This is a genomic window from Shewanella baltica (assembly GCF_900456975.1).
Taxonomy (GTDB): Bacteria; Pseudomonadota; Gammaproteobacteria; order Enterobacterales; family Shewanellaceae; genus Shewanella; species Shewanella baltica.
The window spans coordinates 4,952,261-4,975,260 of the sequence record NZ_UGYM01000002.1 but is presented as its reverse complement, the minus strand read 5'-3'; the positions used below and the strand labels follow the sequence as shown (position 1 = coordinate 4,975,260).

Below are 23,000 nucleotides of genomic sequence, written 5' to 3'. Positions count from 1 at the left end.
AAACAGGATTTAAGCTTTAGCACTGGCACCATTTTCTAACTGTTCATCTTCTTGTTTTACCAACTTATGCTCGCCCTCGTTACAGCCTATTTTCCAATAGCTCGAGGTATAAAAATGGCTATTGGGCAGTGAATGCGCTTGCTTAAAGTATCTTCTTAGCGCGCGCATGCTGTTGAATTCACAAGCAATCCACATGGCGGGCTCGCCAGCAAGCCAAGGTAATTGGGCTATTCGCTCAACCAAAGGGCGACCTTCTGGATCGGCCTCAGGATTGATCACCCAATGCAGCTCAACATTTTCAGGATGCACAAGAGGTTGAATGTCGGCTTCGCTCAATACTTCAATCACAGCGTAACCCACTGCATTGTTTGGTAATTGTGCCAGATTCACGCTAATTGCGGGCAAGGCGCTCATATCACCTGCGAGTAAAAACCAATCTGCCTCAAAGTTGATCAGTTTTTTAAGCCCGGGTCCGCCAATTTGAATAACATCGCCAACCTGCGCCGTTTTCGCCCAACTCGATGCAGGGCCGTCGGTATCGTGCAATACAAAATCCACATCTATTTCATCAGCACGTTGCTGGCGAATCGTGTAGGTTCGCATCAAGGGACGTTCACCCGTTTGTGGAAATAACAACTTAATATAGGCACTCTCTTGATCGATAGGAAAACCAGCGAATCCCGCACCGCCTAAGGTCATGCGTAACATATGCGGGGTGATATAAGTCGAGCGGATCACTTCAAGCTCACGTGGTGCAGGTTTATTCATTATGATTTTCTCCTATGGCGTGTTCTTGCATTAAGCGCGCCTCAACGGCTCCTTTGCCAATCGGGTCTTTTGGCTTACTAGATGGTCTTTTTTGAGCATGGCAATCCGCACCACTTTTAGCGGCAGCCGCCTCATCCACACTTTTGCTGATCCGATTGGCAAGTTTAATAAAGGTGTCGACTTCGGCTGAACTGAGCGCCTGCGTCATACGCGCCACGGTTTTACGTTCTGAGGTACTGATCTGGGTCATGATCTTTTCCCCCTCTGCCGTGGGTCGCAGTAACTGGCTGCGGCCATCCTTAGGGTTATCGATTTTAGTGATCAACCCACCCTGCAGTAACTCATTAAGAACACGGGTAATTTGCGCTTTATCCCGCTGCATTCGCAGGGCGATAGACTGGGCTGTCGATTCAGGATTGCGACACACGCCCTTCAAGGCACGGATATGAGTGACAGGTAAATCAATCTCTTGTGCAGCAATATCGCTACGCAATTGCTTTTTGTAGGCATGCACTAATCTGTGCAAAGTTTCACTGAGTGACAATGAAGGCATAGAAGGCTCTCGATATAGTTGACTTAATCAACCATATCGAGATTGGTTGATTGTGTCAACTAAGTAACCCTGTACTGAATGTGCGGCAATGTGTAAATAATCAGAAAATGATTAAGCACTGGCTTTCCAGTGACACGCCATAAACTCATCCTTGAGGGCTCGACCGTGACATCCCTGTCACGAACGGTCACTTACAAGCCAGTGCTTAATCTCATCAACTCCCGTGCATATTGATGACCTAATTTAGCCATTAGCCTGATACAATTTGCGTTACAGGAAACTGCGCCACCATCATAAACTCGTTATGTTGATAATGTGCCGTCATCAAGTGAGCTTGAATCAGTTCTTAAGAGATTTGATTCATTTTAGGATAAAAAAATGCCCTCAAATAGCCGCAAACAGGCCGTGAGAACGGGTTTTAGCTGTTGGCGTGAATCAGTCTGGTACAGTGTGATTCACGGGCTAACTTTTGAACAAAATTCAATTAGTACAATAATACTAAATAAACCTCAATAGATTACAAAAGTGTCTTGAAACCCTAAACGCTGGTTATCTGAATTGTGACCAAAATGACCTATTAATATATAGGTGAGTAGCACTTACTGATTGTTCTCTCGGAATTGAATTTTGGTCGAAGTAACTAACCCAAAAAGTTACCGTTTTAAGAACATAATCATTTAAAGTTACCTCTGTACCATCTTCAAACCGGACGAGGTAGCTAGGTTTTGCTTGACCTTCCGATTCTCTAAATGTTTTGTCATTAACTGCTTTTTGCAATTTTTCAGGAATGTTTTCACCAACACAAAAATTAACAACATTTGCTTTTTGTGCTTCTGATTCTTTAAGTTTAGGCTGATAGAGATCGATACCAAAATGTTTAACCGAGTTAGCAATATCTTTAGCAATTACTAAAAAAGGTTGCTTATCCCACTGCTGATTTAACGTCTTTTTTGTGGCTTGTTGGTTCTGATACTTAATGCACCAGTCACGAATTGAATGCGCAGTGACTGAAAAGTTAAAAAAATGATCTGTTAGATTTTCAGGTTCTTCTTCAAACGTAATCCTGTTCCCCTCACGGATAAGCTTAAGAAGCATATCCTTGGGTTCTGAGATACTTTGTATAAACGACATATAACCTCTTATTCAACGCCCTATTATGGTATTCGACTTTTGAGCAACGCAATACTAAACCTGCTGTGTGACGCTTAAGTGCATAAATATACGCACAGTGAAAATGCCTCGCGTGCCGAATCATTTTTAAATAACTGATATCGATGACACTGACTCCCCACCGCAACTTGCTAACGTTTAGAGGCTAACTTAGTTTGAATATGTTCTAAAAACTTTACGCTATCTCCAACATATCTAACGTAAACATCAATATAGTTGGAATCAAAATGGTGTAGTAATGTGACAACCTCAAAATACAGACCAGACTGATTTAAGTATTCACCAACTTTAGGTGGCAACGGAGAAATCACCTCTTGGTCTCTTTCAAAGTTGTCAAATTGACTACCTGTTTCAATATCAACAAGGTAGTACTTTGTACGTTCATCATCACTTAAATGTGTCATTTAAAAATCCTTCTTTAGAACACGGAATAAGAAGAGTACAAGTAGCATATCAATTTGTATAGAAAGAAGGCTAGGATTCGTGAAGTTTCCTCCTTCTGATAATTTCAGTAAGGCAAACTCGTTTTGACAGGATATGTATGAGCAAAAGTACTAACGAATCAAGGGGCAAAAGCGCATTAGCCCAAAGCCAGCGTAAAATGGCAGGATTTTATGCGTGAATCAGTCTAGGCAAGTTTGATTCGCGGATTTTAACGAGGCTAGATGTATACGCAGGTCTTAACTAGATTAAGCACTCGCATGGATGCCACGTTCGAGCATACACGGATGTACTTGCTGCGAGTCACAGTAATGCGAGTGTTTAATCTCCGAGTCCGAGTTTAAGTCCATACGATTTTGATTTTAATAAGCCACAAACTAACACTCTAAATCCCCTATCGACTCCCGACTTTTTCCTTGTAATATAACGCTTTCACTCATGTTGAAACCCAAGGATGATAATGTATACCCCTAAGAATATGGCGATGACAGATCAGCAGGCCATCACAGCTTTTATCACGCAAAACAGCTTTGGTTTGCTGGTTTCGAGCTCACTGAATGCGACCCATATTCCCTTTGTACTCGATGCAACATTGGGAGAGAAAGGCGTGTTGTATGGTCATGTTTCGCGAGCAAACTCACATTGGCAAGAGCTTGAAAACCAGCGGGTATTGGTGGTTTTCAGCGGCGCACACGCTTACATTTCACCAACTTGGTATGATGCTAAACCTGCGGTGCCTACATGGAATTATGCGGCGGTGCATTGTTATGGCGTCGCAAGCCTGCTGAGTGATACCGAAACTCAAGACATGTTGGACAAGCTAGTCACAAAGTACGAACCCAAGCTATTGCAAGATAAACAAATTATGCCAGATGAGTATCAGCAGAAACTGCGCCAAGCTATCGTCGGCTTTAAAATTGTGATTGATGAGATTCAAGCAAAGGAAAAGCTCGGCCAGCATAGATCCATTAGCGATCAACAGGGTGTGTTCAGCGGCTTAAGTGCCAGCCCCCATGCCGATGCAGCGCAATTAGCCCACTATATGAATCAACGAGATATTGGCAAAGGTAATGGCTGAGCCCATGCCGCTGAGCCAATACTTTGATTAGCCACTCACAGTCACGCAGCACTGTTAATCATTGTCGAATGTAATCATGTACCCATAGGTCTTCTGAAAAATCATTGAGAAGAAGACTTTAACAGCCTTCCCATATCTAAAACATTGCACCAATGACTAACCGCCAACCTGAAACACTGCTAAATTACAGTCCTAACTCGCACGAATAAGGAAGCTGCATGCTCAATCCTGAACACAGTTACTGGCATGACACGCTTAAAGCCATTCGTCGCTGCGGTAGAAAACTCATTGAATTTGAACTGCTATTTACCTTAGTGTCGGCGGGTATTATCGTCCCGTCTTTTGGCTGGCTACTGCGCCATCTGATTGCCAAAACGGGCAATGTCACCATAACCAATTACGACTTAATCGCCTTCGCCATGTCTCCCTATGGCTTGCTATTTATGATCATTACCCTATTCAGCAGCTTTACCGTGTTTTTCACCCAGCGCGCTGGGGTCACGATTCTGGCCGCATCTGGGCTATACGATATTCCCATAGGCCCAGTGCGGGCACTGATTTTCGCCACGGCGCGTTTACCCGTATTCATTCGCCTTGGTAGCATATATGCGGCTTGCTTACTGCTGCTCTGCGTACCTTTTATGGGATTAGGGTATCTTATTTTCAGCGTGTTTCTACAGGGACACGACATCAATTACTACCTGTATTTCAAGCCAGTAGAATGGTATTTAGCCTTATCGAGTATGGCCTTCTTAGCGTTACTCTATCTGCTTATTAGCTTATATCTGTGGGCCAAAGCGGCCTTTTCCCTGACGATAATTGTCAGTGAAACAACCGATGCATTAACGGCACTCAAACGCAGTTGGCAGTTAAGTGCGGGTAATGAACGCGCGATTATGTGGCACGCGGCGGGTTGGTGGTTAAGGATAGGGGCTTTGCTGTATCCCTTAATGCTGTTGATCTCATGGGGGGCCGATAGCTTGCTCGACCGAATTTCACTGACACTTTCGGCAGAATTAGCCATATTGGCCCTCGTCTCTGCGCTGATTTTTATGTTAAGTGCGACATGGTCCTTGCTCGGCATGTTTGGCGAAGCCTTTATCATCTTGTTGTTATACCGCCAACTGGGAGAGAAACCTGCAGGGTTAGAACGCCTTGGGCGAGAGACAGTAAAAAAGACTTCAGAGCTGTCGATTTACACTCTAAGTGGCGTCTTGGTCACGACTTTTTTAATCATGCTGGGATTTGGAGTGTATGCCCTAAGCAGTGAGCCACAAAGGGATGAAATCCTCATTTCAGCCCACCGAGCGGGGGCAGCTAGGGCACCAGAAAATACCCTTGCGGCTTTGCGTTTAGCGATTGCAGAAAAGGCCGATTATGCTGAAATAGATGTGCAAACCGCCGCTGACGGCACCTTAATGGTGCTGCACGATGCGGATTTAATGCGTATCGCGGGCGATCCACGGCGAGTAGCTAATCTCAGCGCCAGTGAAATACAACTACTCGATGCGGGTCGCTGGCACAGTGCCGCCTTTACCGGTGAATCCGTGCCGACGCTACTACAAATGCTCAATGAGGCGCGCAATAAGATAGGTTTAAATATTGAGCTTAAATATAATCAAGCCGATCCCACCTTAGCGCAGGCTGTTGTTGCCCTACTGCAACAACAGAAAATGACGCAACAAGTAGTAATTACCTCGCTCGAAGCAAGAGCCATTGAAGAAGTGCAGCGACTAGACCCTTCAATCCAAACAGGGCTGATTGTCACCCAATCTATCGGCGACCCGATTAAGTCGAATGCACAATTCTTAGCGATAAATCAGTCGATTACTAATGAGAAGTTTATCGCCAGAGCGCATAAGGGCGGCAAGCAAGTTCATGTGTGGACAGTGAACAATCCACGGCAAATGCTACGCATGTTAGCACTGGGAGCCGATGTACTGATCACCGACTATCCACAGGAAGCGGTGGAAATACGAGAACAATGGCTATCACTGTCACCCGTTGAGCAGACGGCACTGCGCCTACGTTATGTACTGTAAATGCCGCAACGATTAGCTGGGCATAGCCTCAAGGCGCTTAGCTCTTCGCTGCAGTAACCAGAAGATGACTAATACCCCAAAGGAAGCGGCGAAGGTGGTCAGCGTTAGCGCAAAACCTTTGAATGACAATAGGTTTAAGCTAACACCATCTAACGCCAGCACAGCCCAATAGCATTTGGATGAGCACAGCGGTGAACCAATCGAAGGGAAGTTTCGGGATTCATTGTTATGGTGTCTCAAGCCTGTAGAAAGCTTCGACAGGCTATATTGAAGATTGTGATTGATATGATTCAAACGAAGGAAAAGCTCGGCTAGCATAGACCCAACCCATTAGCGGTCAACAGCGTGTTCAATGACTTGAGTACCAGCTTCCATGCCTATGCAGCTTAACTCACCGCTCACAGTAGGCGCTGAACATACCTACCGCAGCAAAGTTGTACCGACGCTAAATCGCCGTAGAACACTAGGGCCAATAGATACCATGCACTTATTCGTTAATAACCTAACACTCTAGAGCCCAGTATGCTTATCAAGTTTTAAAGTATCGATTATTGAGAAGGTATAACCTAACTCGGTAAACATCTGCTCGATATTACGCTTAAAATTGATGGGGCGATCTAAGTCGAGTTGATTGATAAAGAAATGGTGTTTTGTCGGGATCTTAATCAGCAACTGTTTTTGATAGAAACAGGCTTCAACCTCAGCATTTAACTCGCGGCTCAAAGCCAACAAATTTTCCATCATCAAGGGATTGAGTAAGTAGCGCGCCTCGACTTGGTCGCTGCTATAAACCTCAAAGCGCCGCTCGAACCTTACGTCCTCAAGCTTGACGCGCAACAGCTTAGTCTTAAAACCCTCAAGGCGATTTTTTAAACTGCCCTTATCCGTGACTAACAGCGTAGTACTATTGAATCGCTTAGGAATATTGCAAACCAGCAGCACACCATTGAAGATGGTCTCTCGCTGAACCGAGCCATTATCGTTCGCTTTAGTGTTGTAAGCATCGACTTCGTAAAACTGGAACGGCACCTTGTTATAGGTTCCCTTAAGGCAATTTTGCGCATACTGCTTATCGGTTTTAGGCAGCAGCCCCAGCTCAAGGAAGAGAGAGAAATCGACCTTAGGCTCCCTCGTTAGCGCAAAGTCATCGCCAAAATACTTAAGGCTAATGGGATAGAGTTTTTCAAAGGCGGCATTATAGAGTTCATTGCTTTCCTTACCCGAGGCAATGACCACTAACGCTATCACGGGAGCGGGCAGGAACGCGACAATCATCAAAGGCACAAAATAATCCATAGGCACCAGCATAAACTGGACCCCGAGCAGCCCGGCGAATGCCCCCAAAATCACCGTGATGCATATGTAGTAGATTGGGGTGGTGAACTTGGCATTTTCACGCCGCCTTTGGTTCACGCCTTCACGTTTTGCTTCAAACGGACCGCATTTAGGGGCGATTTTTTGTTTGTAATACTTCTGAAAGGCAATACGGTGATCTTCGGGAATATCAAATTCAATCGAACTCATTGGCTCCTACTCTTACGATTCAAATCCATTTAGGCCAATGATTTTACATAATTTAGTTACCGAAAAACAGTTAAGCATCCTGCGGTATATGCTGAACTAATCGTTAACCGTAGCTAAAGACAAACGGCGTGCTCGACGCTGCAGTAACCAGAAGATGACTAATACTCCAAAGGAAGCGGCGAAGGTGGTCAGCGTCAGCGCAAAACCTTTGAATGATAATAGGTTTAAGCTAAAACCGTCTAACGCCAACACAGCTAAACCCAGTGGCATTTGGATGAACACAGCGGTGAACCAATCGAAGGGAAGTTTTGGAAAAATCCTGTGATAAGCGTAAAGCACTAAACCTGCTAGCAATATCAGCAAACTCGCATCGTGAGCCCCTAACAACAGGTACTCCACACTGTTCGGCGTAATCTTGGGCACTGCACTTAACATATCCAGCATATAACCCGCGCTCGCGACTAATGAGAAACTGATAAAACTCAGTAAAGCTAATAAGATACCAAAGCCAAGAGCGGGTAAATATTTCATTGAAGGTCTCTCTATTTGCAACTGAAAATAGGCAGTCTCATCTCCCGAAAAACCACTGCATGCAAGCCACAGAATAGAAAAGGGACTTTAGCTACAATAGCAGGCTAAATTTCCCTTAGCTATTAAGACCATAGTCTTATGGTAGCCACAAACTTATACACATGAGTACAGTTAACGACAGGCAAAAACGTGAGCGTTTACACTTAATGCTTCGCCTGATACTCAGCTAACTGTTTACTGTATTTGTCTTGGAAGAATGGATGGTCAGTTAATTCAAGCGCTTGCTTTTCATACTTAATCGCTTCAACTAGCTGACCTTGGCTCGCATAGACGCTTGCCAATGCATGGCTGGCCTCGAATGCTGTTGGGATCGCTTTTAAAGTTTGCTGATAAATGTCGATAGCTTTGGTGGGATCAGTCGTCTCGACAGAACTTGCCAACGCGATAAGCGAATCGGTAGCGGGCACGTCAAAACCATATTTGTCGTTCGACAGGGTTTTATAATGCGCCAAAATAGCGGCTACGCCTTGACGTGATATTGCCGAGTCAGGCTTAAGCACTTGGTGTACATCGTTAAAAATAGCTTCAATACCATAAGCCGTCGCCAAAATAGGTTGCGTCATATAGTAAGTGCCATCGAAGCGCTTGATGCGATAATCGAGTAAATTCGTAGCGTTCGCTTTGATAATGGCTTCAAGCTTGGCAAAGTCAGCTAATTGATTTTGTTCGAAATCACTGTCGCTAGTGCTCATAAAAAGGAATCTTGGCTTACCTTTCATCCCTGCGAGCTTCTTTGCAGCATCTGCCATTACAAAAGCGTAGTTATCATCCAGTACCGGACTTGCGGCGATGTAAGCATTAAATAGGCTTGGGCGATTCAAAAGCGTATAGAGGCTGAAAGTGGCATTGCCAGTGAAGCCATTAAGGATCCGAAAACCATTTGTGCGATATTGTTTATCGATGGCGGGCAATAGATCTTGCTCCATAAAATCTAAAAACTGCTGATTTTCTTGCTGCTTAATGGCTAAAGTTTTTAACTCACCTAAGCCTGCATGACCATCTGGCGCCGTCACGATAATGGTTTCCAGCCAAGGCCAGCCACCGTTATGACTCATCCAGTCTTCCATTCCAGCGAGATAGCCATGACTACGAGGATGTAAATCCACCAGTACCACGTAACGTTTATCAGTATTGGACTGGTAACTGGCCGGCAATGTCACCTTAAAGTCAGCAGGCTCAGTTAACAGGCTCGAACTGACCTTTAACATCAGTGGTTGAGCGGGAAAAGTATCATTGGCATTTGCTGACACATTGAAGAATGCAAAGCTGTAAATCACCAGCAGAATTAATAGCGTACGCATAAATTTCATTCCTTGAAAATCAACTATATAAGTATCAGCCGAAGTTAACACCCGTATTATTGAAAGTAAATCCGATCTCACAGCCTAATCCTTCTGCCAAGCATATCGCAAACCCTAAGTATTCCCATTTAGGCTGTGATAGCTGTGGTAAGACTCGCGAAATAGACTAGCCAATTTCGCCAATAACGCTTAGGATCGGAGTTGCATTTTTAAGCCAACATATTGTGGAGTATCAAAACATTATGGGTATCAGAGCCATAGTCGTAGACACAGCAGGCACCACGACAGACCTAAACTTTATCCAAGATGTACTATTCCCCTATTCTGTCAAAGCCTTGCCAGACTTTTTAGAACAGAACCAACACAATGTATTGGTTGAAAACTGTATTTGCGACACCCGAGATATCGCCCTAGAGCCAGATGCGGACTTAGCACGCGTGACTGAAATTTTGCAGCAGTGGGTCAGCGAAGATCGTAAAGCGACACCACTCAAAACCCTGCAAGGCTTGATCTGGAAGCAAGGCTACGCCCATGGCGAATTTAAGGGCCATATCTTCCCTGATTTTATTGAAGCGGTGAAACGTTTTAGCGCGCAAAATTTGCGTATTTACAGTTTTTCATCGGGCTCTGTTGATGCGCAAAAACTGTTATTCAGCCACAGTGACGGCGGCGATTTAACCGAGATGTTCAACGGTCATTTTGATACCCGTACAGGCAACAAATTAGATAAACAGGCTTACTGCAATATCCTCAACACTATCAGCTTAAGCCCTAAGCAAGTGCTGTTTGTGTCTGATGTGATTGAAGAATTAAAGGCTGCTGAAGCTGCAGGCATGATGACCTGCCAAATGGTACGCGATAGCAAACAGCGCACTGGTGAGTTCCGTAAAATCAGCAGCTTCGATGAGCTGCTGATTGAATAACGTGATTGTTGAAGAACGCAATAGTCGACTAACTCAGCCAAGCTGATTTAGCCAAAAATGAAAGCGACCTTATGGTCGCTTTTTTTATTAGGCAGCTTATTTGCCCTTTTCTGTCAGCGGAAACGCGGCCGAGATACACTTTTTCACTTCAAAACGATAACCATAATCCGCTTTCTTATCCGGCGTGATCTGCAAAATCTCATAGTCATTCAACTCGATCACATTCGATTCGGCGGGCTTCTCACAACGCGAACGGCTATTGGCTTCAAGCGCAAAGGCAAACGTCGCTAACCATTGCCGCACGAGATACTGATATTGCGCCCGCACCGACGCATAGGTTTGCTTGCGTTCCGCTTCTTCGCGCTCATCGGCGGTTTGTTTGTCAGCCGGTTTGTCGGCTTCAAGCTCGGGCTTAATCTTAGCTAACTCAGCAATCGGTGCCGTCAGCACATCGGTCGTATGCGGCATAAGCCCTAATGCTGGCTCGACGGGATTATGTTCAGAGGCTTCTTGAGTTGTTGTAATAAAGTCCGCAAACGAGGTTTGAAGGCGGGTTTCTAAATCAATCAGTAAGCTCAAGTGATACAAGACCACAGCCGCCAACACGATACGGATCGTAAAGGTCGTTTTACGAAATGATGTATGTGAGGTGATCCGTAACGATTTGACACCCAAAGGTTTAAGCAAAAAAATTAAGACTAAATAGATGGGGATAATCAACTGCAATGCCAGCAGCACAATTGCGCTCACCATTAAAAACCAAGCGGGCATATAAAGTAAAATCGCTAAGTTATGGGTGTAGTCCAGATGACTTGCCGACACCCCAACCACTTCGTTAACTATGGCGCCAGACCAACCTAAAGCAAAGTTGGCAATAATGGCGTAAAACAGCAACAACACGGCCTTGCCCGCCAAACTATGCCAGACCCGCTCGAACACGGGCCAAAACTCGATAGCCATAGCGATGACAGCAATCACGGCGACCACACCCATCAAGTCGGTACTAAAGGCCAATATCAAGGCAATAAGATACAGCTTTTGCGCAAAGGATAACTTAGCAAACCCTTGGCTTAGGTAGCGCCACAACTTGCTCAACCCTAGCTGGAGCTCGCTAGGCAAAGGCTTGATGACTTGCCGTAAGTGCTGGCGGGCAGATTCAGTGTAACGACCTAAATTCATTATAATTTTAAATTCCGGTTACGATTAAGACACGCTTGAGTTGCCGATGTAAGCTGCAAAATCTATGGCGACACTCGCGTCACCTATGCCAGTGTAGCGACTAACTTTGGCAATTTACTAACAAAACTTGCCGAATCGTCCTTTAGCGGCGAAATGAATCTCCCGCGAGATTCTATGTCGATGATGTGGAACAGAAATACCGTTTAAATGGATTTGAAAGTAATACCAATGAGTACAATTAAAGCGACCTTAAGATCGCCTCAATGAAGTGCTATGAACCTAACTCAGAATAGACTCAAACGACATTTAACTCCCGCTCGGCAAAGACAGCTTTCGCGACGAACATGCCATTCAGTGCTGCGGGGAAGCCAGCATAAACAGACATTTGCAGTATCACTTCGACGATTTCCTGCGGTGCACAACCGACATTCAACGCGCCATTAATATGGACGTTAAGCTGCGGCTGACAATGCCCTAATGCAGTGAGCGCCGCGACAGTGACTAACTCCCGCGTCTTAAGATCGAGTCCTTCACGCTGATAAATATCCCCAAAAGGATATTCGATAATGTACTTACCCAAGTCGGGGCAAATATTTGCCAGACTACTGATCACTTTCTCGCCCGCTTCACCGTCGATTTCAGTCAGCTTAGCTAAGCCCTGCACATACCTTTGATTACTCATTTTGACTCCTTAGGATTTGACCACAGAAGTCAGCTTACGCCTTAGAGTTAACTCTAAGTCAACGGCTGATTGATGAATAATGCAGGTAGCCCTGTGATTGAAGAAGGAAGACAGCAGCTAAAGATAAAAGCGAAGAATATTAATCGATTAGGATTTAAATGCAGAACTTAGCGACTGAACCGAATCGCTAAGCTTAATCACTGAAATGCGTTTGGTAATAGCGGATTTTTTGCTCGAGGGCGATCAGATGCGCCTGCTCTTGGCGAATACGCTCAGCCAATTGTGAGGCATGTTGCTCAAGTAATTGCTGCCGCTCGCCTGCGGTTGTATTGCCTTGAGCACGCAGTTCGGCATAGGTCAAAATCTGCTTTAGCGGCATGCCAGTTTCTTTTAAGCGATTGATAAACCCAATCCATTCCGCTTCTTTCGCGGCATAGTCGCGGTGCCCGCTCGCATTTCGCACCACAGACTGCAGTAGGCCAATTTTCTCGTAATATCTGAGCGTGTGCGCCGACAATCCAGTAAGTGCAGCAAACTGACCTATGTTCATAATCTAACGATCCGCAGGATGGTTAACGCCATCATTCGTGGGCACATTGTCTAAATCGAATGGATTGACCCCTTCGAGGCAACCAATGTTGTAACCATATTCATGGGGATTGGAACGCCGCTGGTGATGGGTGTAAATGCCGCAGTTGGAGCAGAAGTAATGCTTAGCGGTTTTGGTATTGAATTCATAGCATTTCAGCACATCTTCACCCTTGAGGATCTTGATCCCCGCCAGCGGTACAGAGCCGACAATCGCGCCCTTACGGCGGCAGATAGAACAATCGCAGCGGCGCGGATTTTCGATGCCATTGGGCAGCGATAATTGCAACACCACAGCGCCACAGTGGCAAGACGCTTGGTGTTCAGCTTGAATATGGGTGTTTCCGACTCGTTTAATCATGCACTGCTCCTTGTTTCGCTTAATGTTATCGCTAAATGCCTATAACGCCATGGCTTGTCGCTTGTTCTTTATGCTGCTAGTCTGACCATCTTAAACGAGCGTTTCAACTCGCATTTTTAGATCGGCAATTCAATGCCAAACACACTGGAAAACATAATGGAAAAGTTTCTCGCACAGCACCCTATAGTGACCGAAATCCCCGTGGCTTGGGGCGAAATGGATGCGTTGCAACACGTCAACAACGTCGTCTATTTCCGCTATTTTGAAACGGCCCGTATCGACTTTTTCAATCGCCTTTTCCCGCTAGATACCCTGTATAAATCAGGTATTGGCCCGGTGATCAGCGAAAATCAGGCTCGCTATAAACGCCCAGTGACCTTCCCCGATACTCTATTAGTGAGTGTCAGCATTAGCGATATTCACAGCGATAGATTTACCATGCATTATCAGGCTTTTAGTAAACAGCAGCAGGCAGTAACCACCTTAGGTACTTCAGTCGCGGTGATGTTTAACTTTAAAACCGGCAAAAAGGCCGACTTACCGGCAGAACTGCTGGCGATTCTCAAACAACACGAAGTCGCCTAAGCTAACCAAATCGATAGCTAAATTGCCAGCACACTTTAAGCCACTCCTTGAGGGAAGAATGTATGTCAGATAACGAAAATATTGAGATAGCCATTGAACATCAACAGGATAGACAGCGTTTTATTATCCCTGTCGATGGCTATGAAGCCGTATTGGAATACCAATTATCAGGCAAGGATATCGATTTTAGCCGCACCTTTGTCCCCAACGAACTGCGCGGTAAAGGACTTGCCGAACGCTTAGTTCGCCACGGACTTAAATGGGCCAAAAGCCAAGATTTGGCTATCCAAGCCAGCTGCTGGTATGTGCAGAAGTTTTTGAAAAACTAGCAGAACAAATGTAGAAACATCTTTGAATGGATACTTCATTAATATTAAAATAGTCATCACATATAAGCAGAGTTATAGGATATTTATAAAAAATGGATAGTAAGGCGCTAAAGGACAATACTGAAAAAAATAATTTCAGAGAATACATGTCAGACTCAAATACACTGCTTAGTTTTATACTTACCTTACTGGCTGTTTTAGTGCCGACATTTAGAGGTTCAGACTTCTTAAGACAGTTATTTCAACTTAACGTTGATGGATTATTACTCTATCAAGCTATCTTTGCATTTTTAGCTCTCATGTCAGCATTTTCAATTCTTTTTATCGTCAACAGACTTGTTTCCAAAGTAAAAGATCGAAAAACATGGAGAAAATATGGATATTACACATTTGTTTTTTTGATGCTGGGAGCTTTGTCCTTAAGCCTAAGAGAGTTTTATGCTCCATCATCGTCGCTAAGCAGTTACTTTCTTGAAAAAGAAGAACGTATTAGCTATAGCATGGTACAAGTAGAGGCTGGATTAGAAATTGAGCTAGATTATTGTTCAAAATCAGGTTCTCAGGTCATATGTAGTCTTTTTGTTCGAAATGTTTCAGATGAAGATCTAGAAATTGGTGGAGTTAATAACACTAGAATTTATGATCAAGAGAACACTAGAGCTGAGCTAGAACGAGTACATATAGCAAATGAGTTTATTAGATCATCAAGAAGTATTCCTTTGACAAAAAAATCAGCTACATCTCTAAAGCTATTTTTCAAATATCCTACAGAGTCAAATCCAGTCATGATCAAAAAGTTAAATTTCAAGTTAGATTATTCTGACGGTACAAGAATTATAGCATTTAGAAATATAGCAATAACTAGCGGTATTTAATCTGAAATATAAACATAAATAGATGGGCGCAATAACAGTTGCGCTCATCTAGTTGGAATAATGTTAACTTTAGCTAAATCCAATACACAGGGTAATGGCGCTTGGGATCGGTGGAGAGGTTATTGACCACCAGCGCGACTAGTAAGAGTAATACTGAGCCGAGGAACACTGGCATTAGCGCGTAGAGAAAGCCGAGTTGATGCACATTTTCACCGCCAATCACGGCGATCAATGCCGTTGCACCGCCCGGTGGATGGAGAGTGCGGGTCAAGTACATTAATGCGATAGACAGGGATACCGCTAAGGCGCTGGCCAGCACTACATAATCGCCACACACTTGGTACACGGCGACCCCAATTAAGGCCGATAACACACTGCCACCAATCAAGTTACGCGGTTGAGAAAACTCCGCCAGCGGTGCGCCGTACACCAGCACAGCAGAAGCGCCGAATGAGCCAATCACAAACATAGTGCCGACGAGGTTTTCGCTCATATAATTTGCGAGACTCGCGACTAAGTAAATGCCACAGAAAGCCCCAACCCATGACCACACAATCTTTTTAAGTGGCTGTCTTGGTGGACAAATATCCTTCGAGCGCATGCGGGTAAAATAGAATCTCATGATTAATCCGAACCGATAAAAATTTGGCGATACAGGTAAGTGATCTGCATCACAGTTAGCGGGTCGACAAATTAACGCTTCAGCAGCGCAATTGCAATTGCGCTGACCGAGAGACAGGGCAGATTAAGCGCTTTCACCATTCAGCTTGGCGAGCATTTCGCGGATATCTTCAGGGATAGGGCGGCTTTTTTCGCAGCTGTAGTCGTAATGTACCAGTGTGGTTTTCACTTCGGCGGTCTTGTTACCCGCTTGCCAACAGGTTTGAGTCAGTTCGAAACTGCTGTTGCCGATGCGGCTGACAAAGGTTTTCACTGTCACGCTTTTGCCGTAATAGGTTGGCGCAATAAACGCCACGGTAAAGCCCGCGACAATTAAGTTCCATTGTTGCAAATCCAACTCTGGATTAAAAATCTCGAAAATTGGCGTGCGCGCGGCTTCGCACCATACAGGGATCACTGTGTTGTTGATATGACCTAGACCATCGGTTTCAGTGAATCTTGGGTGGATTTCGAGGTTGTATTCGGTAACTGACATTCGGACTTCCCTTTTATTGTTATTCTGTAAGCTGATGAATTTAATGATTATCGCGATTAAGCTACCCGCATCAAATTCATCCTTTATCCCAAGCCTACCAGACCCTAAAGGCTAAACAAACCTAGACCTTAGAATTGGCAACTGGCAGTATCTACCGTTTGCTTGCCATTGGCATCATACTTTTTAAAGCATCCTGCCTTACCCATATTAAAAATTTTTTCATAATCTAACTTGCCACTATTGTAGGACTTAAACACGCCATGGCTTTTTGGGTTTTCTAAGTGATAAATAGTGCGACCTTTGACCATTTTAGAATGAGCAGCAAACCCTGGGTCTTCCTGATAGATCACCCCATTGATATAACGCTTATGGACCACATGCTGTTCATCGATGCGCAGCATTTCTTGCGCGATTTGGCCATTAGAGTCGTAACACACTTTATCCACGGCATAATTGCTATCTAACTCTTCGATGCAATTCACGGCACCATTATCAAAATACTCCCGCTGTATACCACAGCGCGCAATGGCGTTATCCCAGTAGTAAGGTTCACCGTTCCAGGTTTCGCCTTCTTGCTGGCAGTAGTTCCAAAAATGCTTTAACTGACCGTTCGGATAGAAGCTGTAATGGGGGCCAGAGAGACGGTTATTCACCAACTGACCATATTGAGAGAGTGAGTATCCACCATCTGTGGAATAACTGATACTTGGGCCGTATTCCTTACCCGCTTTAAAGGCCTTCATATACTTTAAACGGCCGTTGGAATCGAACTGATATTCTTTATCTACGGCGCCATTAGTGTAATAGGACAATTTATATAACGTGCCGCTGTCGAGATATTCACGCTGCTCGCCGTGTTTTATCGATGAGGTTGTTTCACTTTTATTATTGATCACCCCTTCACAATCATCTGAGTAGGGATTCTCACGCATGATACATTCATCGTGCGAAGGCTTTAGCGCCACCGCTTCATTAAATTTATAACTCGTTAATTCAGCCAGCTCACTGCTCCGGGGGTTAAAACGCATTTGCTGGCCATCTAACTCACCTTGGCGATAGTTAGAAATATCTACCATAATATTCTGACTGGAATACCAAATACTCTGACCATTAAGCCTACCTTGCTCATAATGGCGGATATTAAACATCCGATTATTCTTGTCGAATGATTTAGACTCACCTTGACGCAAGCCGTTGATATAATTCACTTCAGTACGAGCCCCGTTCTCGGTTTTAAATATCCAAGGACCAGTGCGTTTTCCTCCAAGGTAAGCCCCTTCGCCGACCTGATCGCGAAAATGTCCGCGGGTCTCTTTATCGACCCAAGGCCCTTGTTTTACGCCTTGTTCATAGTGACCTTTCGTCCCATCTTGCTCTAACCATTCACCGTCTTTGACTCCGTTGCGATAAATGCCTTTCTCCATTAATTGCTTAGCGCTTTCGGTGCTGGAGCCATAATCTGGTGCATAAATTTCGTAGGGGCCGTCGAGCACATCCTGATTATAGTGAGCAAAACCGAAGTTATCGGCCTCATCGAATATTGACTGTGCGATCCATTTACCTTGTTTTTTACCGTCAAGGTATTCGCCTTCCCAATAGGTTTCTCGGCTATCGGCTTCCATCCACTTACCGACTTTTTTACCCTGCTTGTAATCGCCCGAATACATCACATTACCATTGCGGCCATCGTAAGCAACATAGGCACCATCGAGCTGACCTTGGGCATAATGACTTTCACTCGCAAGCCCTGCCCAAGTGCTACCCATGCCCATGCTCATAAAATTGTAGAATGGGCCTGTGCGGGGGATTTCAGCGCCGCCGCTTTTAAGCCAGTCGAAGTTATCGGCCTCAAAGGCCACACTCACCAATACAAAACTACCGTCTTCTTCGCTATAACCACTGCGATCAAAGGTGGTCACTAAGCTGTATTGGCGCTCAATGCCTTGAGCATCTTTATCTTTGCGAGTCAGTGGATAACGTAATTTATACTCGACGGCGGTTTTTACATCGACGGGTGAACCTTCGGAATTTCGATAACCCACTAAGGTTGGCCTGAGCTTAGTTGAGCCATCGACAATCGCTTTAATGGCAGGATCTTCAATTGCTTCAACATCATAGGTCATACGGTATTGCTGTGGCGGAATTTGGCTTAGTACTTTACGGACGCCGCCCACGGTAAACGTGGTTAAGGTTGGGGCCACTTCATCGAGCACAACTTGTAGGCGCGGTAGTTTAGTCAGCTCTTCCCCATCAAAACCATAGCCGCGCAGGTGCTGACCATCGACATCCTTGAGCATGACGATCACTTCTTTAGTGCCGCCTTTATCAAAGTCATAGTAAAAAACCGCCACAATTTCGGCGCGGCCATAATCGTCAATACGCACGCCGGGCGCATCGCCGTAGAGCATTTCGCCCCACACTTGCTGATCTTTTTGATAGAAATTAAGCCATTGACCATGGGGTAAATCCACAGGTCCGTGGACGATTTTGTCGTAATCCGCAGCGATAGCAGCAGGAGTGACAGAAAATGCAGACAACAACACCGCAGTGGCAGCGAAAAGACTACGAATCGAAAGTTCCATTTAAACTACGCCCTTTATACCGATAACTTGCGCCTCGTGCGCACCAGTAAACGGAGCGAATTTTAAGCTAAGTTAAGCGCTTCAGGAAGTAGCAGAAACAAAAAAGGCCGCAACAGCGGCCTTTAGTAACAATGACTTAACAATCAGTTGTTGTACATAGCATTAATTTCGTGGGCGTATTTATGATAAATCATCTTGCGGCGCAACTTGAGCGTTGGGGTGATTAACCCCGCTTCCATCGAGAAGGCTTCTGGCAACAGTGTGAACTTTTTAATCTGTTCAAAGCCAGCCAGCTCATGCTGCAACTGCTTGAGACGTTGTTCAAAATGTTCAACCACATGGCTATGGCGTAGCAATTCTAAAGGCGACTCATACTTCAGCCCTTTGTCCTTCGCCCACGCTTCCAGTGACTCAAACGCTGGCACAATCAAGGCGGTCACATAGTTACGCGCATCGGCAATAATCGCCACTTGCTCGATAAAAGGACAACAACCCACAGCACCCTCAACCCGTTGTGGCGCAATATATTTGCCGTTAGAGGTTTTCATTAACTCTTTGATACGGTCAGTAATAAATAAGTTACCGTTCGCATCGAAACGCCCAGCATCGCCGGTTTTTAACCAACCGTCTTCGAAGGCGGCGGCGGTATCTTCTGGTCGATTGTAATAGCCACGCATCACAGTCGCGCCGCGGACTAAAATCTCATCGTCCTTGCCTAGCTTGATTTCGGTTTCCAGCAGAGGTTGACCATTAGAACCTGGCACTCGATTACCTAAGGTATTGCAAGTCACGGTCGCGTTGGTTTCCGTCATGCCGTAACCACACAGCACAGGAATATTAATCGCATGGAAGAAGCTGCCGACATTCACATCTAACGCCGCGCCACCGCAGGGCATAAACTTCAAACGCCCGCCAAGCACGGCTTGTAGCTTGCTATACACAAGTTTGTGGGCCAAACGCCATTGCAGCGACAACCATAATCCGCCCTTAGCACGACCTTGACCGACTTCGAACTGGCGTTGGCCAACGCGCATAGCCCACGCAAACAACTTCTTACGACCGTCGGCAGATTTGGCGACTTTATCTTGTACGGCGCTGTACACTTTTTCGAGGAAACGCGGCACCACACACAAGGTATGCGGACGCACGGCGCTAATCGCCTCTTTCACTCTTTGGGTATTTTGCAAATAGACGTTATGACCGCCACGGCACAAGACGTAAAAACTCCAACTGCGCTCAAATACATGACTCAAGGGCAAGAATGCCAAAGACACATCGCCAGAATGGAAAGCCAGTTTTTGATCGTGTTGACGTATGGTCGAGGCCATATTGCGGTAATCCAGCATCACGCCTTTAGGATCGCCCGTGGTGCCAGAGGTATAAATGAGGGTCAGTAAATCATCAAGATTGGCCGCTTGTAAACGCTGGTTAAGCTCAACTTCTTGCTTCATCGCTTTCGCATCGCCCGCTAGCAGCGCATCTAAATGCCAATGCTGCTCAGCTTTGTCAGCGGCAAGTGCCACGCTGGCATCAAAAACAATCACATGCTCTAGGCTTGGACATAAGCTTTGAAGCTCGCAGGCCATAGCGTATTGTTTAGCATCGTCGACAAAAATGACTTTCGCCGCCGCATCGTTAACGATAAAGCTCGCCTGCTCGACGGTACTGGTGGGGTAAATCGGCACCACAACGGCGCGACTTTTAAGTGTACCGACATCGGCACAAGTCCACTGTGGGCAGTTTTGCGCCAAAATAACGCAACGGTCTTGCACTTGTACGCCAAGTTCGATCAACACTTGTGCAATTTTACTGCTAATTTGGTCAAAGGCTTGCCAGCTCACCTGATACCAAGGAGCGGCCATTTCAAAACCTTCCAGCGCTATCGCGTCTTTTAAAGACTCGCTCTGCTGCTGTAATAGTCGAATAACATGATATTGATCGAGAGACATAAGAGACTCACCTTTTAGCTTACAAGTGTACCGCTTTTTCGCCATTCTACCTGAAGGCCAGTCAAAAACTAAGAGTTTTTGCTCTAATCTTGTGCAAGCTGAATCCCAATATCGCAATCTATATCCATTTAGCCGCTAATGACATCTCCCTTCCAGAGGATTTTCTTGCCCCAAATCAGTACTATGCTCCCAAGTATCATTAAGAGCATATCCCAGATAATCCAATCGCCTAGATTGCCGCCATCGCGTAACGATGCAAGGCTGATGGACACCCACAGGGAATGCCCCGCAACAACCGTCATAGTGAGCGTGACATGCAACACTCGGCGACACATGCAGCCAAAACCTAAGGTCAAAGCGCAGGCCCAGTAAGTGCTAAGCACCAGATGACCTACTAACTGCATATTCAAATCACCACTGAGCCAACCCAGCAGCAGACTACACGCCAGCATAATGCCAACGACCACATTCAGCAGTCGTTGCTGGCCACGGCAAAAAGCCGCTATGAGTCCTTTTCGACCATCAAATCCTGGCATCAGCAATAAGGTTTCTGTCGAGCGCGAACGCTGCACTCGGCTCCAATGCACCAGCGAACACATAATCACGCTGAACTGTGCCAACAGCAGTAACACGGGGAAATTCTGATGGAATTGATGCGATAACACCCCAAGCACTAAGCAGACTGCCGGTATGAGCAGCAGTAAAATCGTCAGCATAGGGCCGATAAAAAAATTGGTGGGATGCAGATAACGCTCAAAACGGCTTAAGATACGCATCGATTGCAAATTGGGCAGCCAGAACCAGCCCATTTCGAGGCCATTGAGGTACACAGTTCTCGCCTCAGCACGCCAAGGTAAAGCGCGGCAGATTCGGATAATGAAAGCACCTAACGCCACCAGTGCAATCGCGCTTAACCATAGGGGAATATAACCTGTAATCAAGGAGATAAACGGCACTAAAACAAACAGTAAGAAGGAAGCATAAAACCACTGAGTGCTGAGTAAACACAGGCAAATAAAGGCAAAACTCATCACCAAGGCTAACACTAAAGTGGATAGGCTAGACGTTGAACCTAAAGCTAAACAGAACAATACGCTTATGCCAAATACGCTGGTTAACACCACTGCGCTTTGGATATAAATATGGCGGCGATAATGGGGAATTAACTGGGCGCACTCGCTCGCCATCAAACGTATGAGTTGCCATGCCACCGCCGCCGAGCTTGAAACGATTCCCATAGAAAACAACAGTTCAGCACTGTCACTTTTGCCCTGCAACGCTGTAATGCAACCTAAGATCATTCCCAGTAAGCCGGTACCTAAAAAGCTCACACTGCCGACGTCAAAACACCAAAGACGCAGCATGCCATTAAATGGATTCATCAACCGCGCGCCTTTCATTTTAGCTGTCGGCGTGATGTTAAGTTCTGGCGCACTCATCTGTGTAGCTCCATAAAAAGCTGTTCCAGATTAAGCGCTTCGTTCTTTAACACGCCCGAAATTAGCGCGCTGTGCTCGCCTAAATCCACCAGCACTGAATCACCGACACGACTCAACACAGTGACCGACTCAGGCAAAACCGTTTCGGGCGCGAGAGTGAGTAAACGCACTTGTTCCCGTAGGGCATCGATTTCTTTAAACAGCACTAATTCGCCGTGTTTAATCAGCGCCACATGACTGGCAACCCGCTCGATATCTGAAGTGATATGGGATGAAAACAGTACAGCGGAACCCGATTCGAGGGCGAGATCGAACAAATCGACCATAAATTTACGCCGTACAATCGGGTCGAGACTGGCGACGGGCTCATCGAGGATCAACAGTTCAGGGCGATAGGCCATCGCCATAATCAAGGCTAGCGATTGCCTTTGCCCCACAGATAAACGTTGCACCTGTTGAGTCACATCTAGCTCGAACCGTACTAGCCAATCTTGCTCTAATTGCATGTCCCAATTGGGATAAAAACTGCGGTGTAAATCGAGAGCCCGTTCAATGGTAAAACCTTCATAACCAAAAGGTTGCTGCGGCACATAACCTAAGCGCTCCTTTGCCTTTGAAGTTAAGTTTTCGGGCGTTTCGCCTAAGGTAACAATACTGCCTGAATCCGGCATGAGCACACCCAAAGCGCAGCGCATTAGGGTCGATTTACCCGCCCCATTTTGCCCTAATAACCCGACCACCATGCCCGCGGACAAGGTTAACGATAAATCCTTAAGCGCCCACTTTTCACCTGCGCCTTTACCGCGAAAGACTTTATTCACTTGGCTAAATTCAAGTATTGGTGTGCACGCTTGGTCCATCGAATATCATCCTTTTTTATTCTA

The 23,000-nt window shown here is 45.6% G+C and carries 23 protein-coding genes and 1 pseudogene; 6 read left to right on the top strand and 18 right to left on the bottom strand.

The genetic code is table 11. From position 1 onward, the window contains the following. Positions 1-9 precede the first annotated feature (9 nt). From DYH48_RS22185 to DYH48_RS22170, 4 genes are all read right to left on the bottom strand, one after another. Positions 10-768 (bottom strand): siderophore-interacting protein, encoded by a 759-nt coding sequence (locus DYH48_RS22185; RefSeq protein ID WP_115335943.1) that lies wholly within the window; start codon positions 766-768, stop codon positions 10-12. Further along, positions 761-1,321 (bottom strand): MarR family winged helix-turn-helix transcriptional regulator, encoded by a 561-nt coding sequence (locus DYH48_RS22180; protein WP_115335942.1) that lies wholly within the window; start codon positions 1,319-1,321, stop codon positions 761-763. The genes DYH48_RS22185 and DYH48_RS22180 overlap by 8 nt, the downstream gene beginning before the upstream one ends. 549 nt (positions 1,322-1,870) lie before the next feature. Continuing rightward, positions 1,871-2,452 carry a hypothetical protein gene (locus DYH48_RS22175; protein ID WP_115335941.1) on the bottom strand — a complete coding sequence of 194 codons (582 nt, stop codon included), beginning with the start codon at positions 2,450-2,452 and terminating at the stop codon, positions 1,871-1,873. Positions 2,453-2,622: 170 nt separating this feature from the next. After that, positions 2,623-2,895, bottom strand: coding sequence for a hypothetical protein (locus DYH48_RS22170; RefSeq protein ID WP_115335940.1), 273 nt, complete (start codon positions 2,893-2,895; stop codon positions 2,623-2,625). A 497-nt stretch (positions 2,896-3,392) separates the two neighbouring features. On the opposite strand from DYH48_RS22170, the gene DYH48_RS22165 reads away from it, so the two are divergent. Together DYH48_RS22165 and DYH48_RS22160 are read left to right on the top strand one after the other, a co-directional pair. Further along, a complete protein-coding gene (locus DYH48_RS22165; protein ID WP_115335939.1) occupies positions 3,393-4,010 on the top strand; it encodes an FMN-binding negative transcriptional regulator in 618 nt (205 codons plus the stop codon). A gap of 218 nt (positions 4,011-4,228) precedes the next feature. Beyond that, positions 4,229-6,052 carry a glycerophosphodiester phosphodiesterase gene (locus DYH48_RS22160; RefSeq protein WP_115335938.1) on the top strand — a complete coding sequence of 608 codons (1,824 nt, stop codon included), beginning with the start codon at positions 4,229-4,231 and terminating at the stop codon, positions 6,050-6,052. A 12-nt stretch (positions 6,053-6,064) separates the two neighbouring features. On the opposite strand, the pseudogene DYH48_RS22155 reads toward DYH48_RS22160, so the two are convergent. From DYH48_RS22155 to DYH48_RS22140, 4 genes and pseudogenes are all read right to left on the bottom strand, one after another. Beyond that, positions 6,065-6,269, bottom strand: a pseudogene (locus tag DYH48_RS22155) (hypothetical protein); the annotation flags it as partial. Positions 6,270-6,562: 293 nt separating this feature from the next. Further along, positions 6,563-7,576 (bottom strand): DUF3137 domain-containing protein, encoded by a 1,014-nt coding sequence (locus DYH48_RS22150; protein ID WP_115335937.1) that lies wholly within the window; start codon positions 7,574-7,576, stop codon positions 6,563-6,565. Positions 7,577-7,672: 96 nt separating this feature from the next. Beyond that, complete coding sequence (locus DYH48_RS22145) at positions 7,673-8,107, bottom strand: hypothetical protein (protein WP_006084852.1); 435 nt, start codon at positions 8,105-8,107, stop codon at positions 7,673-7,675. 203 nt (positions 8,108-8,310) lie between these two features. Next, a complete protein-coding gene (locus DYH48_RS22140) occupies positions 8,311-9,468 on the bottom strand; it encodes an alpha/beta hydrolase-fold protein (RefSeq protein WP_172481225.1) in 1,158 nt (385 codons plus the stop codon). Between the two features lie 242 nt (positions 9,469-9,710). Between DYH48_RS22140 and mtnC the strand changes: the two genes are divergently transcribed. Then, entirely contained in the window at positions 9,711-10,391 is a 681-nt protein-coding gene (gene mtnC / locus DYH48_RS22135; protein ID WP_115335935.1) for an acireductone synthase, read from the top strand. 96 nt (positions 10,392-10,487) lie between these two features. On the opposite strand, the gene DYH48_RS22130 is transcribed toward mtnC, so the two are convergent. The 4 genes from DYH48_RS22130 to DYH48_RS22115 form a co-directional block, all read right to left on the bottom strand. Continuing rightward, positions 10,488-11,570 (bottom strand): hypothetical protein, encoded by a 1,083-nt coding sequence (locus DYH48_RS22130; RefSeq protein ID WP_012586387.1) that lies wholly within the window; start codon positions 11,568-11,570, stop codon positions 10,488-10,490. 295 nt (positions 11,571-11,865) lie between these two features. Beyond that, the gene (locus tag DYH48_RS22125) at positions 11,866-12,252 is read right to left on the bottom strand and encodes a carboxymuconolactone decarboxylase family protein (RefSeq protein WP_071940568.1); all 387 of its coding nucleotides are present in this window, start codon (positions 12,250-12,252) and stop codon (positions 11,866-11,868) included. Between the two features lie 193 nt (positions 12,253-12,445). Then, positions 12,446-12,802, bottom strand: coding sequence for a MerR family transcriptional regulator (locus DYH48_RS22120; RefSeq protein ID WP_115335934.1), 357 nt, complete (start codon positions 12,800-12,802; stop codon positions 12,446-12,448). Between the two features lie 3 nt (positions 12,803-12,805). Continuing rightward, positions 12,806-13,201 (bottom strand): GFA family protein, encoded by a 396-nt coding sequence (locus tag DYH48_RS22115; protein ID WP_006083738.1) that lies wholly within the window; start codon positions 13,199-13,201, stop codon positions 12,806-12,808. Positions 13,202-13,357: 156 nt separating this feature from the next. Between DYH48_RS22115 and DYH48_RS22110 the strand changes: the two genes are divergently transcribed. From DYH48_RS22110 to DYH48_RS22100, 3 genes are all read left to right on the top strand, one after another. Then, positions 13,358-13,786, top strand: coding sequence for an acyl-CoA thioesterase (locus DYH48_RS22110; protein WP_012586384.1), 429 nt, complete (start codon positions 13,358-13,360; stop codon positions 13,784-13,786). Between the two features lie 62 nt (positions 13,787-13,848). Then, a complete protein-coding gene (locus DYH48_RS22105) occupies positions 13,849-14,115 on the top strand; it encodes a GNAT family N-acetyltransferase (RefSeq protein ID WP_115335933.1) in 267 nt (88 codons plus the stop codon). A 92-nt stretch (positions 14,116-14,207) separates the two neighbouring features. Next, entirely contained in the window at positions 14,208-14,990 is a 783-nt protein-coding gene (locus DYH48_RS22100; protein WP_115335932.1) for a hypothetical protein, read from the top strand. A gap of 73 nt (positions 14,991-15,063) precedes the next feature. Here DYH48_RS22100 and DYH48_RS22095 read toward each other — a convergent pair whose 3' ends face one another. The 6 genes from DYH48_RS22095 to DYH48_RS22070 all read right to left on the bottom strand — a co-directional run bounded on the left by DYH48_RS22095 (position 15,064) and on the right by DYH48_RS22070 (position 22,976). Then, positions 15,064-15,612, bottom strand: coding sequence for an HPP family protein (locus tag DYH48_RS22095; protein WP_006084842.1), 549 nt, complete (start codon positions 15,610-15,612; stop codon positions 15,064-15,066). A gap of 123 nt (positions 15,613-15,735) precedes the next feature. After that, the gene (locus DYH48_RS22090) at positions 15,736-16,146 is read right to left on the bottom strand and encodes an acyl-CoA thioesterase (RefSeq protein ID WP_115335931.1); all 411 of its coding nucleotides are present in this window, start codon (positions 16,144-16,146) and stop codon (positions 15,736-15,738) included. Between the two features lie 128 nt (positions 16,147-16,274). Next, positions 16,275-18,728, bottom strand: a complete 2,454-nt coding sequence (locus DYH48_RS22085; RefSeq protein ID WP_115335930.1) for a toxin-antitoxin system YwqK family antitoxin — start codon at positions 18,726-18,728, stop codon at positions 16,275-16,277. A 143-nt stretch (positions 18,729-18,871) separates the two neighbouring features. Then, positions 18,872-20,677 carry an AMP-dependent synthetase/ligase gene (locus DYH48_RS22080; RefSeq protein WP_115335929.1) on the bottom strand — a complete coding sequence of 602 codons (1,806 nt, stop codon included), beginning with the start codon at positions 20,675-20,677 and terminating at the stop codon, positions 18,872-18,874. A gap of 128 nt (positions 20,678-20,805) precedes the next feature. Then, positions 20,806-22,116 (bottom strand): ABC transporter permease, encoded by a 1,311-nt coding sequence (locus DYH48_RS22075; protein WP_115335928.1) that lies wholly within the window; start codon positions 22,114-22,116, stop codon positions 20,806-20,808. After that, positions 22,113-22,976 (bottom strand): ABC transporter ATP-binding protein, encoded by an 864-nt coding sequence (locus DYH48_RS22070; RefSeq protein WP_115335927.1) that lies wholly within the window; start codon positions 22,974-22,976, stop codon positions 22,113-22,115. The genes DYH48_RS22075 and DYH48_RS22070 overlap by 4 nt, the downstream gene beginning before the upstream one ends. Positions 22,977-23,000: the final 24 nt, after the last annotated feature.